Source organism: Streptomyces rapamycinicus NRRL 5491, assembly GCF_024298965.1.
GTDB classification, from domain to species: domain Bacteria; phylum Actinomycetota; class Actinomycetes; order Streptomycetales; family Streptomycetaceae; genus Streptomyces; species Streptomyces rapamycinicus.
In genome coordinates, this window is the sequence record NZ_CP085193.1 from 2781287 (window position 1) to 2797902 (window position 16616).

General features: G+C 72.9%; 12 protein-coding genes and 1 pseudogene. 4 read left to right on the forward strand and 9 right to left on the reverse strand.

Going from position 1 to position 16616, the window contains the following annotated elements; all coding sequences use genetic code 11:
• Positions 1 to 32 precede the first annotated feature (32 nt).
• Entirely contained in the window at positions 33 to 293 is a 261-nt protein-coding gene (locus LIV37_RS11035; RefSeq protein ID WP_243146365.1) for a helix-turn-helix domain-containing protein, read from the reverse strand.
• A 402-nt stretch (positions 294 to 695) separates the two neighbouring features.
• Between LIV37_RS11035 and LIV37_RS11040 the strand changes: the two are divergent.
• Positions 696 to 809 (forward strand): annotated as a pseudogene (locus LIV37_RS11040) (3-hydroxyacyl-CoA dehydrogenase family protein); the annotation flags it as partial.
• 189 nt (positions 810 to 998) lie between these two features.
• Here LIV37_RS11040 and LIV37_RS11045 read toward each other — a convergent pair.
• Complete coding sequence (locus tag LIV37_RS11045; protein WP_020867192.1) at positions 999 to 1787, reverse strand: MgtC/SapB family protein; 789 nt, start codon at positions 1785 to 1787, stop codon at positions 999 to 1001.
• A 237-nt stretch (positions 1788 to 2024) separates the two neighbouring features.
• Between LIV37_RS11045 and LIV37_RS11050 the strand changes: the two genes are divergently transcribed.
• A complete protein-coding gene (locus LIV37_RS11050) occupies positions 2025 to 2282 on the forward strand; it encodes a hypothetical protein (RefSeq protein WP_020867193.1) in 258 nt (85 codons plus the stop codon).
• Positions 2283 to 2298: 16 nt separating this feature from the next.
• Here LIV37_RS11050 and LIV37_RS11055 read toward each other — a convergent pair whose 3' ends face one another.
• The 3 genes from LIV37_RS11055 to LIV37_RS11065 all read right to left on the reverse strand — a co-directional run bounded on the left by LIV37_RS11055 (position 2299) and on the right by LIV37_RS11065 (position 5806).
• Complete coding sequence (locus tag LIV37_RS11055) at positions 2299 to 2829, reverse strand: NUDIX hydrolase (RefSeq protein WP_020867194.1); 531 nt, start codon at positions 2827 to 2829, stop codon at positions 2299 to 2301.
• Between the two features lie 80 nt (positions 2830 to 2909).
• Positions 2910 to 4247, reverse strand: coding sequence for an NsdA family TPR-like regulatory protein (locus LIV37_RS11060; protein ID WP_020867195.1), 1338 nt, complete (start codon positions 4245 to 4247; stop codon positions 2910 to 2912).
• Positions 4248 to 4588: 341 nt separating this feature from the next.
• Positions 4589 to 5806, reverse strand: a complete 1218-nt coding sequence (locus LIV37_RS11065) for a PP2C family protein-serine/threonine phosphatase (RefSeq protein WP_020867196.1) — start codon at positions 5804 to 5806, stop codon at positions 4589 to 4591.
• 316 nt (positions 5807 to 6122) lie between these two features.
• Between LIV37_RS11065 and LIV37_RS11070 the strand changes: the two genes are divergently transcribed.
• Complete coding sequence (locus LIV37_RS11070) at positions 6123 to 9758, forward strand: nSTAND1 domain-containing NTPase (protein ID WP_158634924.1); 3636 nt, start codon at positions 6123 to 6125, stop codon at positions 9756 to 9758.
• Between the two features lie 6 nt (positions 9759 to 9764).
• A complete protein-coding gene (locus LIV37_RS11075; protein WP_020867197.1) occupies positions 9765 to 10127 on the forward strand; it encodes a CU044_2847 family protein in 363 nt (120 codons plus the stop codon).
• Between the two features lie 121 nt (positions 10128 to 10248).
• Here the strand turns inward: LIV37_RS11075 and pheT are convergent, their stop codons facing one another.
• The 4 genes from pheT to LIV37_RS11095 form a co-directional block, all read right to left on the reverse strand.
• Positions 10249 to 12774, reverse strand: a complete 2526-nt coding sequence (pheT, locus tag LIV37_RS11080; protein ID WP_020867198.1) for a phenylalanine--tRNA ligase subunit beta — start codon at positions 12772 to 12774, stop codon at positions 10249 to 10251.
• Complete coding sequence (pheS, locus tag LIV37_RS11085; protein WP_020867199.1) at positions 12774 to 13904, reverse strand: phenylalanine--tRNA ligase subunit alpha; 1131 nt, start codon at positions 13902 to 13904, stop codon at positions 12774 to 12776. Before pheS ends, pheT begins: the two co-directional genes overlap by 1 nt.
• Before the next feature lie 222 nt (positions 13905 to 14126).
• On the reverse strand, positions 14127 to 15293 hold the full coding sequence (locus LIV37_RS11090; protein ID WP_020867200.1) for a sensor histidine kinase: 1167 nt from the start codon (positions 15291 to 15293) through the stop codon (positions 14127 to 14129).
• A gap of 44 nt (positions 15294 to 15337) precedes the next feature.
• Positions 15338 to 16171 (reverse strand): TrmH family RNA methyltransferase, encoded by an 834-nt coding sequence (locus LIV37_RS11095; protein WP_020867201.1) that lies wholly within the window; start codon positions 16169 to 16171, stop codon positions 15338 to 15340.
• Between the last annotated feature and the right edge of the window lie 445 nt (positions 16172 to 16616).

The window sequence follows — 16616 nt, forward strand, 5'->3', positions numbered from 1 at the left end:
CAACGGGCCAGAACCCAGCGAAGGGAGGAGCGTCACACCCCGCGAACGAGGTCAGCCAGGGGTACTGAGAGTGCCTCGCCGATACGGATGAGGGTGTCGAGCCCTGGCGCCTGGTGCCCCTGTTCGATTCGGTTCACGGACTGCCGGTCCATGTCGCACTTCTCGGCGAGCTTCTCCTGGGTGAGGTTGCGCCAGGTCCACAGCTCGCGGATGCGGTCGCCGACGGCCCTGCGGCGGGCAAGGATCCAGTCGGGCGGTGGGGCGACGGCACTCGTCAACGGTCGAGCGGTCAAGATCGTTAGTCTGTATCGTGAACCGTACATTTTTCGATCTTGAGTAACAGCTACGGACCGATAGCCGCTGAAGGTGATTGCATATACCAAACGTTGTACTCGCAGGGTCTGTCGAGGCTCTCCCTTAGTCGCCCGACCGGGAGCTGCCGCCGTGGGAAGCGCGCCTCCCGGTCGGGCTCATGGCCGCCGCTCGCTCGATCGCGAGAGGCGGCCATTTTCGTTGCCTCACCTGCACATATGTCGCCTGCCGACAGGGAGTTCTGAGGGAGTCGTGGCATCCAGGGGGCCCTCAGGGGGGAGCAATTCGAGAGACCATGAAAACCGGAGAAAGACATTGAAAGGCGTTCGCCAGCAGGTCAGCCGCTCAGCCCGCGGTCCGGCCCAGATGGCGCCTTTGGCCACTCGATGTACGAGGAGTACAAAGAGCCGCTGTACGCCGCTATCCCGCTGCTGCTGCGGATGGTGGACGCGGGCCGGATGGGCCGCAAGACGGGCCCGGGCTTCTTCACGTACTGAGCGGGCACCCGGCTGCGCTGTCAGCAGACGCTGCGGCTGGAGCGCGCGGAGCACTGATCGCCAGGGCTCGACGGTGGCGGCCGCGGCGCGGGACGTGGGGTTCGACGACGCGCGGATGCTGCGCCGCCTCCGGGCGCGGACGCCCTGACCTCGTCAACGCGAGATGGTCGGGACGAGCCGTCGAGGCCGTCAGTCGGAGCCGTCGAGGTCGTGGCCCGCGTCGGCGCCGAGGACTCCGTCCAGCTCGGAGATCTCCCCGACCAGCCGGAGGACGTCCCCGGTGCCCTCGAGGGCGAGCGCCACCTCGGCGACCCCCGTATCGGCGGGCCGGGCCTCCTCCTCGGCCCGGACGATCCGGGTGGTGCGGTCCCGGCCCTTCCACGGCGCCCGGTCCACCCGGACCCGCAGCACCTTGTACCCGGCGGCGGTGCACAGTTCCAGCACGCGCGGCAGCAGCCCGGCGCCCACCCGGTACGAGAGCTGCAGCTCCACCCGTTCGGCCGACCAGACGGTCGGCAGCCGGCGGGTGAGCACCGGATAGCCCCGGATCACCAGGAAGTGCACCGCGGTGGCGGCGGTGGCCAGCAGGGCCAGACCGCCGCCGCAGGCCATGCCCACCGCACAGGTCAGCCAGACGGTCGCGGCGGTGGTCAGGCCGCGGACGGCGTCCCGCCGGACGAAGATCAGGCCGCCGCCGATGAAGCCGATACCGGAGACGATCTGCGCCGCCACCCGCGAGGGGTCGAGGCCGACGTGGTCGCGGAACAGCACATCGCTGAAGCCGTACTGGGAGACCTGCATGAACAGCGCGCTGCCCACCCCCACCAGGGTGTGGGTGCGCAGCCCGGCGCTCTTCTGCTGCACCGCCCGCTCGAGCCCGATCAGGGTGGACAGCACCAGCGCGACGCCGAGCTCGGCGAACTGCCGCACTCCCTGGTCGGCGCCGAATTCCCACATCGGAGCGGCGATCAGTGCCACATCCGTCCCTTCTGTCCGGCCTGTGGATGGACGCGATCCATCCGGTCCGCCCGCCCCGCGCGGTCCGTTCCCCGGACCGCCGTCCCCCATGAGTACCCGCTGAGTACCGCCTTTCGCACGGGGTGTGCGCCGGTGACTCACACACCATCCCCACACACGCTCCCGCACCACCTGGGCATGCGCTTGACTCGGAGCGTCACCACTGCATGGACGTTACATCCGGAAGGGGATCAACCCGTGACCACCGAGCCCGAGCAAACCGCGTTAGCCGTGGAGCTCGCGGAACTGCGCCGGACCGTCGAAGTGGGCTTCACCCGCGTCGACGGCCGGCTCGCCCTGCTCGACCACCGCGGAGAGCAGGCTGAGGAGGACGTGAACCAACTGGGCGGGCGGATGCGGATACTGGAGCACGGACGCTGGCCGCTGCCCTCCATCGCCGCACTGACCGGGCTGTCCGCCCTGGCCATCGCGGTATGGCAGGCGGCGGGACACTAGCCCGGACGGCCGGCGGCTAGCCGAGCCTGATGTGGTGGAGCAGCAGCAGCGCGGCCGCCATGTTGGCCGCGGGCACCTCGCCCCGCGCCACCAGGTCGGGCACCAGCTTCAGCGGCACCCACTCGCGGCGGTCCGACTCGAAGTCGTCCTCCGGGTGTCCGACGTACGACGCCTCCTCGGCCCAGTAGATGTGGTGCCGTGCGTCGGTGAGCCCGTTGGACGGCTCGACGGAGAGCAGATGGCGCAGCGGGCCGGGCCGCCAGCCGGTCTCCTCCTCCATCTCCCGGGCCGCGGCGTCGGCGACGTCCTCGCCGTCCTCGACGACGCCCGCGGCCAGCTCCCAGCCCCAGGCGTCGGTGATGAACCGGTGCCGCCACAGCAGCAGCACCTCGTTGGCCGCGTTCACCGCGGTGGCCACGGCCACCGGGCGCAGCCGGATCAGATAGTGGTCGAGCTGACGTCCGTCGGGGAGCCGGACATCGGCGAGGTTGACCCTGAACCATCGGTTCTCGTACACGGTCCGCTCCCTGAGGTTCTTCCAGCGCACTGTCAGCCACCTTTCGTCGCACGGGAGGCCATCCTGGGCCACCCGCTGACGAGAGTGCGGACCCGCGAGCGGAACCGCGGTCACAGAGGAACGCGCAGTGCCCCGTCGATGAGTTCGGCGGCCTCGGCCGTCGCGGCGCTTCCGCTGGCCGCGAGGTGTTCCCGTACCGCCCGCAGCCGGTCGCGTAACCGCTGGGACTCCATGCCCCGTGCCCGCTCGGTCATCTCCACCGCGGTGGCGCCCGCCCGGTCCGCCTCGCCCTGGCGCAGCTCGATATGGGTGAGCATGGCGAGCCGGTGCACCCGGCCCCGGTCGTGGGCGGGGGTGCCGACCGCGGCGGTGGCGTGCTCGCGGGCGCCACCGAGGTCGCCGAGGCTCAGCAGCGCCTCGGCCACCTGGATGTTCACCAGACCGGGCTGGACATAGCCGGTCTCGTCGGGCTCCTGGCCCGGTCTGATCCGGTCGGCGGCGGTCTCGGCGCGCCGGATGCAGGACAGCGCCCCGACGCCGTCGCCGAGCCGGGCGTACGCCTTGGCCTGCATGGCGTAGAGGTCGGCGGCGAGCGCGGGGGTGATCTGGGAACCCGCGGCGCGCAGCGCCGACTCGGCGAAGGCGACCGCCTGCCGGTACTCCTTCATGAAGAGGGACTGGTTGACCAGCAGCGCTATCACATACGCGCCCAGGCCCCGGTCGCCGCTGGCCTTGGCGAGCCGCAGCGCCTGGTGGAAGTAGCGCTGGGCCAGGCCGTGCGCGTTGGAGTCGTACGCGCAGATCCCGGCGATGGCCACCAGGCCGCCGGTCGCCCGGTGCAGCTGGCGGCCGGTGTCGTCGGCGTACGCGCCGCGCAGCAGCGGCGCGGCCTCGGAGTTGAGGAACCCCACCACCCGGGTCCGGGTCGCGACGCCGCCGGCCTTGCGGTACATCTGCTCGTAGTGGGCGCGGGCGGCGCGCAGCGTCTCGATGTCGGTCATGCTGACGCGGGTCAGCCCGCGCCTGGAGACATCGGAGTCCTCGGGTGGGTTCTCCCACTCCCACACCGGGATGACGGCGGGGGTGCCGGTGACCGCCGGGGCCTCGACGACATGCGGGCGCTGCTGTTCGTCGGAGCGCCACAGCGCGGTGGCGCGCTCGACGAATCCGGAGAGCGGGGTGGCGGGGCCGCGGACGCTGCCGGGGGTGCCGAGGCCGATGTCGTCCAGGGTGAGGGCGCGGTGCAGCCGCTCGCCCAGCACCTCACAGATGAGGTCGGGCACCTGGCCGCGCGGCCGCTGGCCCTTCAGCCACCGGGCCACCGCGGTGTGTTCGTACCGCAGCTTCATCCCCCGGGCCCGGCCCGCCTCGTTGACATGCGCGGCCAGCCCCGCGTGGGAGACTCCGGCCTCGTCGAGGACGGAGTCGAGCAGTGTGTTGGGCTCCATCTCGCCCTCCCGAAGCGCTCGGTGGCGCCAGCGTAACGGAGGGCGATTCGCACGGGGTGTGAATCGGGAAGAGGTGGGGCTCAGCGGGTCCGTTCCCCCTCCCCGCCCCTTCCCGCAACCTCGATATGCCGCTCCGCCACCACCGCGTGGCAGGGGCTCCGCCCCTGGGCCCCCTGGTGCCTGGGGCAGAGCCCCGGTCTCGGGGGTCTGGGGCGGAACCCCGGCTCCGGGGCCTGGGGGGGCAGCCCCGGTCTCGGGGGTCTGGGGCAGAGCCCCAGTTTCGGGAAGGGGCGGGGAGGGGAAACAGCCCGCCGCAGGCGCCACGACCCGCCGGACGCCCCTCACGCCCGGTGGGCGTCGGCGGCGGGGCGGGTGAGGGCCGTGGGGGCCGAGAGCGGGCAGTGGTCATAGCGCAGGGCGAGCAGTGCGACGTCGTCGGCGAGCCGGCCGCCGGTGTGGCGCAGCAGCGCCGAGCGCACCCCCGCGACGACCGCGGCGGGGACGAGCGGTCCGACGCCCGCGGCCTCGGACAGGGCGCGGCGCAGCGGGAAGAACGTTCCGTGGGCGTCGCGGGCGTCCTCGGCGCCATCGGTGTGCAGCACCAGCGTGTCGCCGGTCTCCAGGGCGCCCCAGCGGGCGGTGGGGAGTTCGGCGGGGAGCGGGAAGAGGCCGAGCGGCGGCAGCACCTCGCCGGGCGCGGACTGCCGGGCCAGGGCCGGACCCACGGGCTGTTCGCGGAGGCGGTGCGGCCAGGGGTGGCCGCAGTTGAGCGTGGTGACCTCGCCGTCCCGGCCCACCTCCAGCAGCAGGACGGTCACGAACTCCTCGTCCACATGGCCGTCCAGCGGGCACTCCCCGTCGGCGCGGGCCAGCAGATGGCGCTCCAGCGCGCGGTCGAGCCGGCGCAGCACGCCGGTGAGCCGGGGTTCCTCATGTGCGGCCTCGCGGAAGCTGCCGAGGACGGCGGCCACGGTGCCGATCGCGGCGAGGCCGTGCCCGCGCACATCGCCGATGATGACGCGGACGCCGTACGGGGTGGCCAGCGCCTCGTACAGATCGCCGCCGACGGCGGCGCCCCGGCTGGCCGACAGATGGCCGCCCGCCAGTTCGATGCCGTTCAGCCGGGCCGGGAGCGGCCGCAGCACCACGTCCTGCGCCGCGGCGGCCACCGCCCGTAGCTCCTCCAGCTCGCGGACCAGCCGCACCTTGCGGCCCGCCGTGAGATAGCCGCCGAGGGCCACTCCGACGATGGCGCAGCAGGTGACCAGCGGGGCGTGCGGCTCCGTCACCTCGCCGTCGGGCTCCAGCGCGGTCGTGGGGGCGAGGGCGAACAGCAGACCGGCGCCGCCGAGCAGCAGAACGCATCTGCGGCGGCCGCCGCTCGCGCAGGCGATGGCGGGTGCCGCGGCGATGAGGGGGACGACCTCGGTGTGGTGCGGGGTCAGCAGCTCCCAGCAGATGACGCCGAGCACCCACAGGCAGGGGACGGCGCGGGCGGCCGCCCGCAGACTCCGTGCCCTCCGTACGAACGCGCCGCCGACTGCCGATGTCCCGATCATGTGTCGCCCCCAACGCCGGCCAATGAGGCGGTCGGCCAGGCCCCCGGACGGTCGATCCCGCTTGGGCCGTACGACCGGCACGATTCTTGCGACAGCTTCTGCCAATTGGACCAGTCGCCTCCGCATCTCACCTGATCGGGTGACCGCGCCCCGGGCACCCACCCGAACACGCCGCCGTACCGCGGACGCGGTGTCGGCTGTTGCCAATTGGATTGCCCTACGAGGTGAGGGGGGTCACACTTGTGTCATTCATCGCTTGGGGGAGGCGGTGCCTACGCGACTGCCCCTCAGCTGTTGACCGAGTGTGGGGGGCCTCGTGAAACAGGACACAGCCGCGCCGAGTGACGCCTCGGTGGTGCGGATTCTGGGCGCCGACGGCCGGCCCGAGGGGGCCGGGTTCCTCAGCGGATACCGTGAAGTGATCACCTGTGCCCATGTCGTGGCCAGAGCGCTGGGCATTCCGTCCGACACGCTCGCGGAGCCACCGGCCGGACGTTTATGGGTCGACTTCCCACTGGCCGAGGCCGGTCGGCGCATGGAGGTGGGGATCGCCTCCTGGACCCCGGTCCGGGCCGATGGGTCCGGAGACGTCGCCGTCCTGCGCCTGCTCACCGATCCGCCCGCCAGGGCGACGGTGGCCAGGCTCGTGGAAGACGTGGCCGAACCGGACCGGCGCGTACGCACCTTCGGCTTTCCCACCGCCTACGACGACGGCGCGTGGAGCGTCGGCTGGCTGCGCGGGCGGACCGGCGCCGGCTGGTTGCAGTACGACACGGATTCGTCCAGCGAGCACCGCGTGCAAACCGGCTTCTCGGGCGCTCCGGTCTGGGATGTGGCCGAGGGCGGCGTGGTCGGTATGGTCGTCGCCGCCGACGACAGGCCGGATGTGCGCACGGCCTACCTCATCCCGACGCAGACGCTGCGCGAGAGCTCGTCGGCACTGGGCGAAACGGCGCTGCCCGCTTGTCCGTTCCGGGCCCTGGAGCCCTTCGAGGAGCGCGACGCCCGGCTGTTCCACGGCCGGGAGGAGCCCGCCCGGCGCATCGTCGACCTGCTCGGCTACGCACCGGCGATCAGCCTGGTCGGCCCGTCCGGCTGCGGCAAGTCCTCCTTGCTGCACGCCGGGGCGCTGCCACGGCTGCGCGGCCGCCGGGACCTGGAAATCGTCGCCTTCCGCCCCGGACAGCTCGGCCGGAGCCCGCTCACCGCCCTGGTCCTGGCCCTGCTTCCGCGCCTCGAACCGGACCTGACCGAGACCGCGCGGCTGACCGGGCTGCCCGGACTGACGGATCTGGTGCGCACGGGCCAACTGCCCGCGGTCGTGGACCGGCTGCTCGAACGTCAGGGCAAGGACCGGCTGCTCGTGGTGGCCGACCAGTTCGAAGAAGCGCTCATCGGTACCGAGCGGGCGGAGCTGGACGCGCTGGCGGCCGCGCTCGGGCACGCCCTGCAGCCCGGGTCCCGGCTGCGGGTCGTCACGACCCTGCGCGCCGACTTCCTCACCCCCGCCCTCCACCACCCCGGACTCGCCCCGCTGTTCGCGGGCGACCGGCTGTTCACCGTGGGGGCGATGTCCGACGAGGAACTGCGCGCGGCCATCGAGCGTCCGCTGCACCACACCGGCGTCCGCTACGAACCGGGGCTGGTGGACCGGATCCTGGCCGATCTCGGCAGCGGTCCGGGGCGGCTGCCCCTGCTGGAGTTCACCCTCACCAAACTGTGGGAGCGGCAGCGGCGAGGCGTCATGGGACACGCCGCGTACGAGTCCCTGGGCCGCGTCAACGACGCGCTGGTGACCCATGCGGAACAGATCTGGACCGGCGCCCTCACCGAGGAGGAGCACCGGGCCGCCCGCACGCTCCTCGTCCAGCTCGCCCACCCCGGCGACGGCCGGGTCGAGCCCACCCGCCGCACCCTGACCCGCTCCGAACTGCCGCCCGAGCAATGGCGGATCGCCCAGCGGCTGATGACCACGCGCCTGGTCGTGCCCGGCGAGGAGTACCGCCCCGGCGGCGGGCCGCCCGAGGAGACCGTGGAGCTGGCCCACGAGACGCTGCTGACGCACTGGAGCCGGCTGCGCGCGTTCTTCGAGGCCGACCGCGACTTCCGGGTGTGGCAGGAGGACCTGCGCCGACGCATCTCCCCGTGGGCCGCCGACAGGCGCTCCCGGGGCCGGCTGCTGCGAGGGGCGGATCTGCGGGACGCCCGGGAGTGGCACGCGCGACGCCAGGACGAGCTGCTCCCCACGGAGAAGGAATACGTCGAGGCGAGCGTCCGCGGCGCCCACCGCCGCCGTACCGTGATCGTCACCCTCGTCGTCGTGCTCGGCCTCATCGGAGGGGTTTTGGGGCTGGCGGTCCGGTCCTGGCAGCAGGACGTCACCACGGATTCGGCCACCCGGGCGTCCCGGGTCCTGCTCCAGCAGTCGCGCGACGCCGAGACCGGCGCCACCGACACCGGGGCCGCGTACACGGCACTGCTGCTGGCCCTGCGCGCCTACCGCACGCAGGACACCGAGCAGACCAGGGCGCGCCTCGGTGAGATGTACACGCGGTACGGCTTCGCCGACTTGCTCGCCCCCCGGTACCCGTCGGTGAGCGCGCTCCTCACGGACATGACGGGCCCCCTGCCGAGCTCCTCCCTCATCGATTCCGAGGGACAGGTGATCGCCTCGCGGGACGCCACCGGCAAGGTGGGCGTGCTGGAACGCACCGACAGCGGGGTACGGCGGCTGCCCGCCGGCCAGGACGCGGACGTCACGGCGGTCAGCCCGGACGGCTCCCTGGTGGCCATGGCCAAGGCGTCGTTCTCCTTGGACTCCGGTGGCGGTCAGCCGACTCCCCCGGCCGACCCGCGCGGGCTTCCGGTGCACCTGTACGACGTGCGCACCGGGCGGGACCGGACGCTGGAGCGTCCCGAGAAGGGCGATCCGTTTCCGGACATGTCGGAGGAGATACCGGGCTTCCCCGACCTGGAGTTCCCCGATCTGGAACTCTCCGACATCCCCGGCCTCGCGATGCCGACGACGTACGCGCGGCTCACCTTCTCCCCCGACGGCTCGATGTTGCTGGGACAGACCGGCCTCTTGGGTGAGGACGGCCGGCTCGTGATCTGGGACACCGCCACCGGCCGGATCGAGAAGACCATGTCCGGCCTGCCGGAGCCGGTCACCGCGCTGTGGCTGGAGAACGGCGGGAAACACCTGATCACGATGGCCGACACGACGGCGAAGGGAGCGTCCTTGGACATGACCATCTCGGTGAAGCGATGGGACCTCAGCGGGTCGTCACCGCGCGGGCGCCGACTGCTCGCCTTCCCGAGGCCTTCCGAGACGAACGTGGTGACGGACGTGAGCCCGGACCTCACCCGGGTGGCCGTCACGGAGACCCGGACCAGCGGTCTGAAGGTCGACCACCGGCTGTCCGTCTACCGACTGCCGAGCGGACGGCTGCTCCGCCAGAAGCGCTCTGCCCAGCAGGACGTGGTGACCGGGGTCACCGTCTCCACCGGCGGCTCACGGATCCTGATCTACGGAGGAATCCCCAACTCCCCCGTCCCGTCCTCCTCGTCCTCCCCGTCCCCTTCGCCCTCTTCATCCTCCTCGTCCGGCGGCTCCACGGACGACGGCTTCCTCACCAGAGTGGACAGCCGATGGCAGATCGACCTGCTCGGCCCGGGGGACGCCCCGTCGGCGGTCCTGTCGGAGCGCGGCCTGCTCGCCGTCGTCGGCCCCGGCAAGGGTGATCCGCTGCACCGGTTGCCCAGGCCCACCGCCGGCACCGGGCCCACCGGCCCCACCGGCACGCCGGCCAAGAGACCGTCGGCTCCCGAGGCCAAGCGGTGGATGGCGCACCTGTGCGACATCCTCGGCGACGAGACGCTGCCGGCTGCCGTCGGCGAGAAGCTGCCCCCCGGTGCGTACCGGGGAGCGTTGTGTCCGAGGAAGGGATAGGGACGCGTGGCCGAGACACAGCTCATCCGGGTGCCGCTGAACGGCTCCGAGGACTCGGGCGGCGCGGAAGCGGTGGTGGTGGTGGAGATCGAGCAGGCCGCCTCCGGCATCGTGCGCGCCGCCCGGCCGGGCCAGGTCGCGGGAACCGCCGCACGGACGCTGAGCGAGAGCTTCGACCAGGTGCGCGCCGCGGCCGCGACGCTCCTGGACCGGCTGACCACGCTCCCCACCCCGCCGAGCACGGTCGAAGTCGAACTCGGGGTGAAGATCAACGCCGAGGCGGGAGCGGTGATCGCCAAAACGGCGGCCGAGGGGAACTTCACGGTCAGGCTGGTCTGGCAGCGGGACGGCGGCGGCGGCGGTCCATGAGAGTCACCGTGGAAGGCCGCCCCGGTCCCGTCCGGCGGCGGCACAACGGCGATGGGGCGCGCCCCGATGCGGGACGCGCCCCATCGCCGTGTGCACGGCGGGCGGCGGGAGCCGGTCGCCGTCAGGCTCCGCGCAGGGTGGCACCCGTGCGGTCGGCGGCCGCCGACACCGCGGCGTCGCGGGACGCGGCGATCTCCTCGGCGGTCAGCGTGCGGTCCGGGGCGCGGAAGCGAAGCGCGTAGGCCAGCGACTTCCTGCCCTCGCCGAGCTGCTCACCGGTGAAGACGTCGAACAGGCGGAGGGATTCGAGCAGTTCCCCCGCGCCCTCGCACAGCGCCGTCTCGACCTCGGCCGCGGGCACGGACGCGTCCACGACCAGCGCGACGTCCTGGGTGGCCACCGGGAAGGTGGAGACATGGGGCGCCTCCACACGGCCGGCGCCGGCCTGCTCGAGACGGTCGAGCTCGATCTCCATCGCGCAGGTGCGCTCGGGCAGGCCCAGGGCTTTGGTGACCCGGGGGTGGAGCTCACCCGCGTTGCCGACGAGGATCTCCTCGCCGTCGACGACGGCCAGCAGCGCGGCGCAGCGGCCCGGGTGCCACGGGTCCTGCTGGTCCTGGCGGACGATCAGCTCGGCGCCCGCCTCGCGGGCCACGACCCGGCCCGCCTCGACGGCGTCGGCCCAGCTCACCGGGGTGCCCTTGCCCCACCAGCCGGCCTGCTCGCGGTCGCCCGCGAGGACGACGGCGGCACGGCGCGGCTGGTGCGGCAGCGCCGCGTCGAGCCCGGCGATCTGCTCGTCGGTGGGACGGCGGTCGACGGGCAGGATGGCCGGGCGCGGCTCGTCACCGGTGGCGCGGAAGACCAGACCCGTCTCGAAGAGCGCGACGTCGTGCTCGCCGCGGCCGACGTTGCGGCGCAGCGCGGCGAGCAGCCCGGGCAGCAGCGTCGTACGGAGCGCGGGCTCGGTGTCCGACAGCGGGTTGACCAGCCGGACCAGATCGCGCCGCGGGTCGTCGGCGGCCAGCCCGAACTGGTCGAGGACCTCCTCGCCGAGGAACGGGTAGTTCAGCGCCTCGACGTATCCGGCCCCGGCCAGCGCCCGGCCGACCCGGCGGTGCAGCCGCTGACGCTCGGTCAGCCCGCGCCCGGCGGGGGGCTGGGGCAGCGTCGAGGGGAGGTTCTCGTACCCCTCCAGCCGGATGACCTCCTCGGCCAGGTCGTTGGGGTCGGTGAGGTCGGGCCGCCAGCTGGGAACGGTGACGGTGAGGTCGTCGGCGCCGTAGACATCGCAGCCGATCTGCTGCAGCCGGCGCACCACGGTCTCGCGGCCGTAGGAGACCCCCGCGACCTTGTCCGGGTGGTCGGCGGGCAGCGTGATGGTGTGCGGGGCGCTGGGCGCGATGATCTCGGTGACGCCCACCTCCGCGGTGCCGCCCGCGAGCAGCACCAGCAGATCGACGGTGCGCTGCGCGGCCGCCGAGGTGGCCTCGGGGTCGACTCCGCGCTCGAACCGGCGGGACGCCTCGGAGGACAGCTTGTGACGGCGGGCGGTGCGGGCAACCGGGACGGGGGCGAAGTGGGCGGCCTCGATGACGACCTCGGTGGTGCCCGCCACCTCGCCGGACTCGGGGTCGGCGGCGGTGTCCGCGATCTCGGTGTTGGCGCCGCCCATGACACCGGCGAGGCCGATGGGGCCGCTCTCGTCGGTGATGACGAGGTCCTCGGCGTCCAGGACGCGCTGGGTGCCGTCGAGGGTGGTGAGCTTCTCGCCGGGCTGCGCGCGGCGCACCCCGATCGCCCCGGTGATCCGGGAGCGGTCGTAGGCGTGCAGCGGCTGGCCCAGTTCGAGCATCACATAGTTGGTGATGTCGACGGCGAGCGAGACCGGGCGCATCCCGGCCTTCTGGAGCCGGCGCTGGAGCCAGATCGGGGAGTGCGCCTCGGGGTCGAGCCCGGTGACGGTGCGGGCGGTGAAGCGGTCGCAGCCGACCGGGTCGGCGACCTTGACCGGGTAGCCGTGGCTGTTGGGCGCGGGCACGTCGAGGAGGGCCGGGTCGCGCAGCGGCAGCTCGTAGGCGGTCGCGGTCTCCCGGGCGACTCCGCGCATCGACAGGCAGTAGCCCCGGTCCGGGGTGACCGCGATGTCGAGGACCTCGTCGACGAGCTGGAGCAGCTCGATCGCGTCGGTGCCGACCTCGTACTCCGGCGGCAGCACGATGATGCCGTCGTGGTCGTCGGACATGCCCAGCTCGCTGGCCGAGCAGATCATGCCCTCGGAGACCTTGCCGTAGGTCTTGCGCGCGGCGATCGCGAAGCCGCCGGGCAGCTCGGCGCCGGGCAGCACGACCACGACCTTGTCGCCCTCGCGGAAGTTCCGGGCGCCGCAGACGATGTTCTGCTGCTCGCCCGTGCCGTTCGCCCGGCCGACGTCCACCTGGCAGTAGCGGATGGGCTTCTTGAAGCCCTCCAGCTCCTCGATGGCCAGCACCTGCCCGACCACCAGGGGGCCCTTGAGCCCGGCACCGAGCTGCTCGACGGTCTCGACCTCGAGCCCGGCGGCGACGAGTTTGGCCTGTACGTCACGGCCGGTCTCACCGGCGGGCAGGTCGACGTACTCCCGCAGCCAAGAAAGCGGGACCCGCATCAGATCTCCATCCCGAAGGGCCGGGTGAAGCGCACATCACCCTCGACCATGTCTCGCATGTCTTCCACGTTGTGCCGGAACATCAGCATCCGCTCGATGCCGAAGCCGAAGGCGAAGCCGCTGTACCTGTCCGGGTCGACACCGCAGGCGATCAGCACCCGCGGATTGACCATCCCGCAGCCGCCCAGCTCGATCCAGCCCTCGCTGGAGCAGGTGCGGCAGGGCCGGTCCGGGTTGCCCACGGACTCGCCACGGCACACGTAGCACAGCATGTCCATCTCGGCGGACGGCTCGGTGAACGGGAAGAAGTTCGGCCGCAGCCGGGTGGTCATGCCCTCGCCGAACAGCGCCCGCACCATGTGGTCGAGCGTGCCCTTGAGGTCGGCCATGGTCAGGCCCTCGTCAATGGCCAGCAGCTCGACCTGGCTGAAGACGGGGGTGTGGGTGGCGTCCAGCTCATCGGTGCGGTAGGTGCGCCCCGGGCAGATCACATAGATGGGCGGCTCGCGGTCGATCATCGACCGGATCTGCACCGGCGAGGTGTGGGTGCGCAGCACCACACCGGAGCCCTCGCCGGCCTGGTCACCCTTCGTACCGCGCACGAAGAACGTGTCCTGCATCTCGCGGGCCGGGTGGTCCGGCGGGAAGTTGAGCGCGTCGAAGTTGAACCACTCGGCCTCCGCCTCGGGGCCCTCGGCGACCTCGTAGCCCATCGCCACGAAGACGTCCTCGATGCGCTCGGAGAACGTGGTGATCGGGTGGCGGGCGCCGGCCGGGGTGCGGTCGTACGGCAGGGTGACGTCCACCGCCTCCTCGACCAGCACCCGGGCGTCACGCTCCGCCTCCAGCTCCTCCTGCCGCGTCTTCAGCGCCTGGTTGACCTGGCCGCGGGCCTGGCCGACGCGCTTGCCCGCGTCCGCCTTGGCGTGCGGTGGCAGGGCGCCGATCTCGCGGTTGGCGAGCGCCAGCGGCGAGCGGTCGCCCGTGTGGGCGACCTTCACCTCGCGCAGCGCCTCGAGGTCCCCGGCGGCGGTGATGGCGGCGAGCGCCTCGTCCCGCCTGCGGGCGATCTCTTCCGGTTTCAGTGCCTCGACCTCGACAGGGTCGTACGACTTATTGGGTGCCGACATCTCTTCCCGTGCTTCCGTTTGTCCCCCAGCTACCGCTGGGAGGTGCCCCCCGGCTGCGCGACCCCGGCTCGACTGGCTGCGACCGCTGCGCCCCGTGCAGGGGACGCCAAAGGTGCCAAAGCCCGAGTCTAAGGGGCGCGAGAGGGGTGCTGTTCCGGGGGACGCCGCGCGACGGCCGCCGCGCTCGGGGTCCGCCCCGTGCTGGAGAAGCCCGCGGGTGGCTCAGGCCAGATAGGCCGGAGTGCCCACGGGCAGGGTAAATCGGAACTCGGCGCCGCCGCCGCGGGCCCGGTCGACGATGATCGCGCCGCCGTGGGCCTCGACGATGCCCTTGACGATGTAGAGCCCCAGGCCAGTGCCACCGCGCTTGCTGCCCCGCCAGAAGCGGGTGAAAACGCGGCTCATCGACTCCTCCGGGATACCGGGGCCCTCGTCGCTCACGGTGACGGCCGTCCTTTCGACAGTGGGGCCTTCCGCGACCGGCTTGGCCGGTGCGGGCGCTATGTCAATGGTGACCGTTCCCTCGCCGTGGCGCACCGCGTTTTCCAGCAGGTTGCCCAGCACCTGATCGATCTTGTCCGGATCTGCCCATAGCCTGGGCAGTGGCCCCCTGACCCTGATCAGGAACCGCTCGGCGGTGTGCCCGGCGGCGGTGAGCGCCTGCACATGGCGGCGGACCGCGGCGGCGAGATCCACCGGCTGGCGGCGCACCTCCAGCCGGCCGGAGTCGATCCGGGAGATGTCCAGCAGCTCGGCGATCAGCCGGGTGACCCGGTTGGCGTCGGCGTCCACGGTCTCCAGCATCAGCCGCTTCTGGTCGTCGGTGAACCGCTCCCACTTGGCCAGCAGCGTGGCCGTGAACCCCTTCACGGACGTCAGCGGCGAACGCAGCTCATGGGCGACGGTCGCGATCAGCTCGGCATGGCTGCGCTCGGTGCGGCGACGGGCCTCGGTGCCGCGCAGACAGACCACCACCCGGCGCACCGGCCCGGTCGGCCGCTCGCGCACATAGCGGGCCGAGACCAGCACCTCGCGGCCGCCCGGCAGCAGCAGGTTCCGCTCGGGCTGACCGGCCCGGATGGCCAGCCCACCATAGGGATCGGTCAGCGCCCACCAGCGCCGGCCGTCCAGGTCCTCTAACGGCAGGGCCACCTCGAGCCGACGGCCGATCGCGTCCGCGGGGTCGGTGGCGGTGATGCGGGCCGCCGCCGCGTTGAAGCACGTGACCAGGCCGGTCTCATCGGCCACCACCAGGCCGTCGGGCAGATCGTCGGGGTGCGGTCCCAGCGCGTCCGGCACGCCGCCGGGGTCCTCCCCGGCGGACGGGCGGCCATGCCCGCCGGACGCATGGGCTTCGGCCGCCCTGGCGCCGGAGGTCCTGACGTCCATCCCCACACCCCCTCTCGGGTCCCCTCCCAGAGGGGGCAACCCTACTAGGTCGATGTGACGGAGCGGCACCCTGCGGGAGCGCGCTGCGCACGAGCGGAGGCATAGAGGCACACGGCGGCGGCCGTGGCGAGGTTGAGGCTCTCGGCCCTGCCGTGAATCGGAACGCGCACCACCTCGTCCGCGAGTGCGCGGGTAGCCTCCGGCAGGCCCCACGCCTCATTGCCGAAGATCCAGGCGGTGGGGGCGCCCAGGAGCCCGTCGTCCAGCTCCGAGTCCAGGTCCCGCTCCCCCGCCCCGTCCGCGGCCAGCACCCGCGCCCCCGCCTCCCGCAACCCGCTCACCGCGCGCTCGACGGGCACGCCGACGGCGACGGGAAGATGGAAGAGGGAGCCGACGGAGGCGCGTACGGCCTTGGGGTTGTACGGGTCCACGGAGGCGTCCGTCAGCACGACCGCGTCCGCCCCGGCGGCGTCGGCGCACCGCAGCACGGTGCCGGCGTTGCCGGGGTCGCGGACGTTCGCGAGCACGGCGACGAGCTTCGGCCTGGCCGCCAGGATCTCCTCGAACGGCGAGTCCAGGAAGCGGCACAGCCCGACGATGCCCTGCGGAGTGACCGTGTCGGACATCTCCGCGACGACGTCATCGGTCGCGGAGAGCACGGGGACGTCCGCGGCGCGGGCGGCGTCGAGGATCTCCTGGTGCCGCTCGGCGGCCTCGGGGGTGGCGTACACCTCCACGAGATGCGCGACGGCCTCCCGCACGGCCTGCGGCCCCTCGACGATGAACCGCCGCTCCTTGCCGCGGAAGCTGCGCTTGGCCAGCCGGCGGGCCGCGGTGACGCGTGGCGATCGCAGGGACGTCAATTCGGGGGTCGCCATGGGGTGCGTGCGCTTTCTCGTGGTGGTGTGATGGTTGCGCGCGGGCCGGTCTTCCCTCAATCGCGGCCGGGGCATCGGCCGACCGCGGGCATCGTCCCGCGAAGCGGACTCCCCCACCCCGCCCCTCCCCGAAACCAGGGGCAAGCCCCCGGGCCCCGGGAGAGACAGCGGCGTGGCCCTCCGCAGCGCCGCGAGCCCCGCAGGGGCAGCGCCGCGTCCAGCCGCGGGCATCGCCTCGCGGGGCGGGTTCCCCCACCCCGCCCCTCCCCGAAACCAGGGGCAAGCCCCCGGGCCCCCGAGAGGGGCAGCGGGGTGTCCAGCTTCGGGCAGCCGTCCCGCGCAGCGGAACGCACCCCGTTGTGGGCAATCGTCCCGCGGAGGGGGGCACCTCCCAGCGGTAGCTGGGGGGGGAGGGACGGGTGGGCACAACCCGGCCACCGGGCCG

Excerpts from the sequence above, each read along its gene's own strand:
- pheT (WP_020867198.1), bottom strand. The coding sequence starts at position 12,774 with ATGCGGGTCCCGCTTTCTTGGCTGCGGGAGTACGTCGACCTGCCCGCC.
- LIV37_RS11060 (WP_020867195.1), bottom strand. The coding sequence starts at position 4,247 with ATGGAGCCCAACACACTGCTCGACTCCGTCCTCGACGAGGCCGGAGTC.
- LIV37_RS11090 (WP_020867200.1), bottom strand. The coding sequence starts at position 15,293 with ATGGACGTCAGGACCTCCGGCGCCAGGGCGGCCGAAGCCCATGCGTCC.
- pheS (WP_020867199.1), bottom strand. The coding sequence starts at position 13,904 with ATGTCGGCACCCAATAAGTCGTACGACCCTGTCGAGGTCGAGGCACTG.
- LIV37_RS11095 (WP_020867201.1), bottom strand. The coding sequence starts at position 16,171 with ATGGCGACCCCCGAATTGACGTCCCTGCGATCGCCACGCGTCACCGCG.
- LIV37_RS11065 (WP_020867196.1), bottom strand. The coding sequence starts at position 5,806 with ATGATCGGGACATCGGCAGTCGGCGGCGCGTTCGTACGGAGGGCACGG.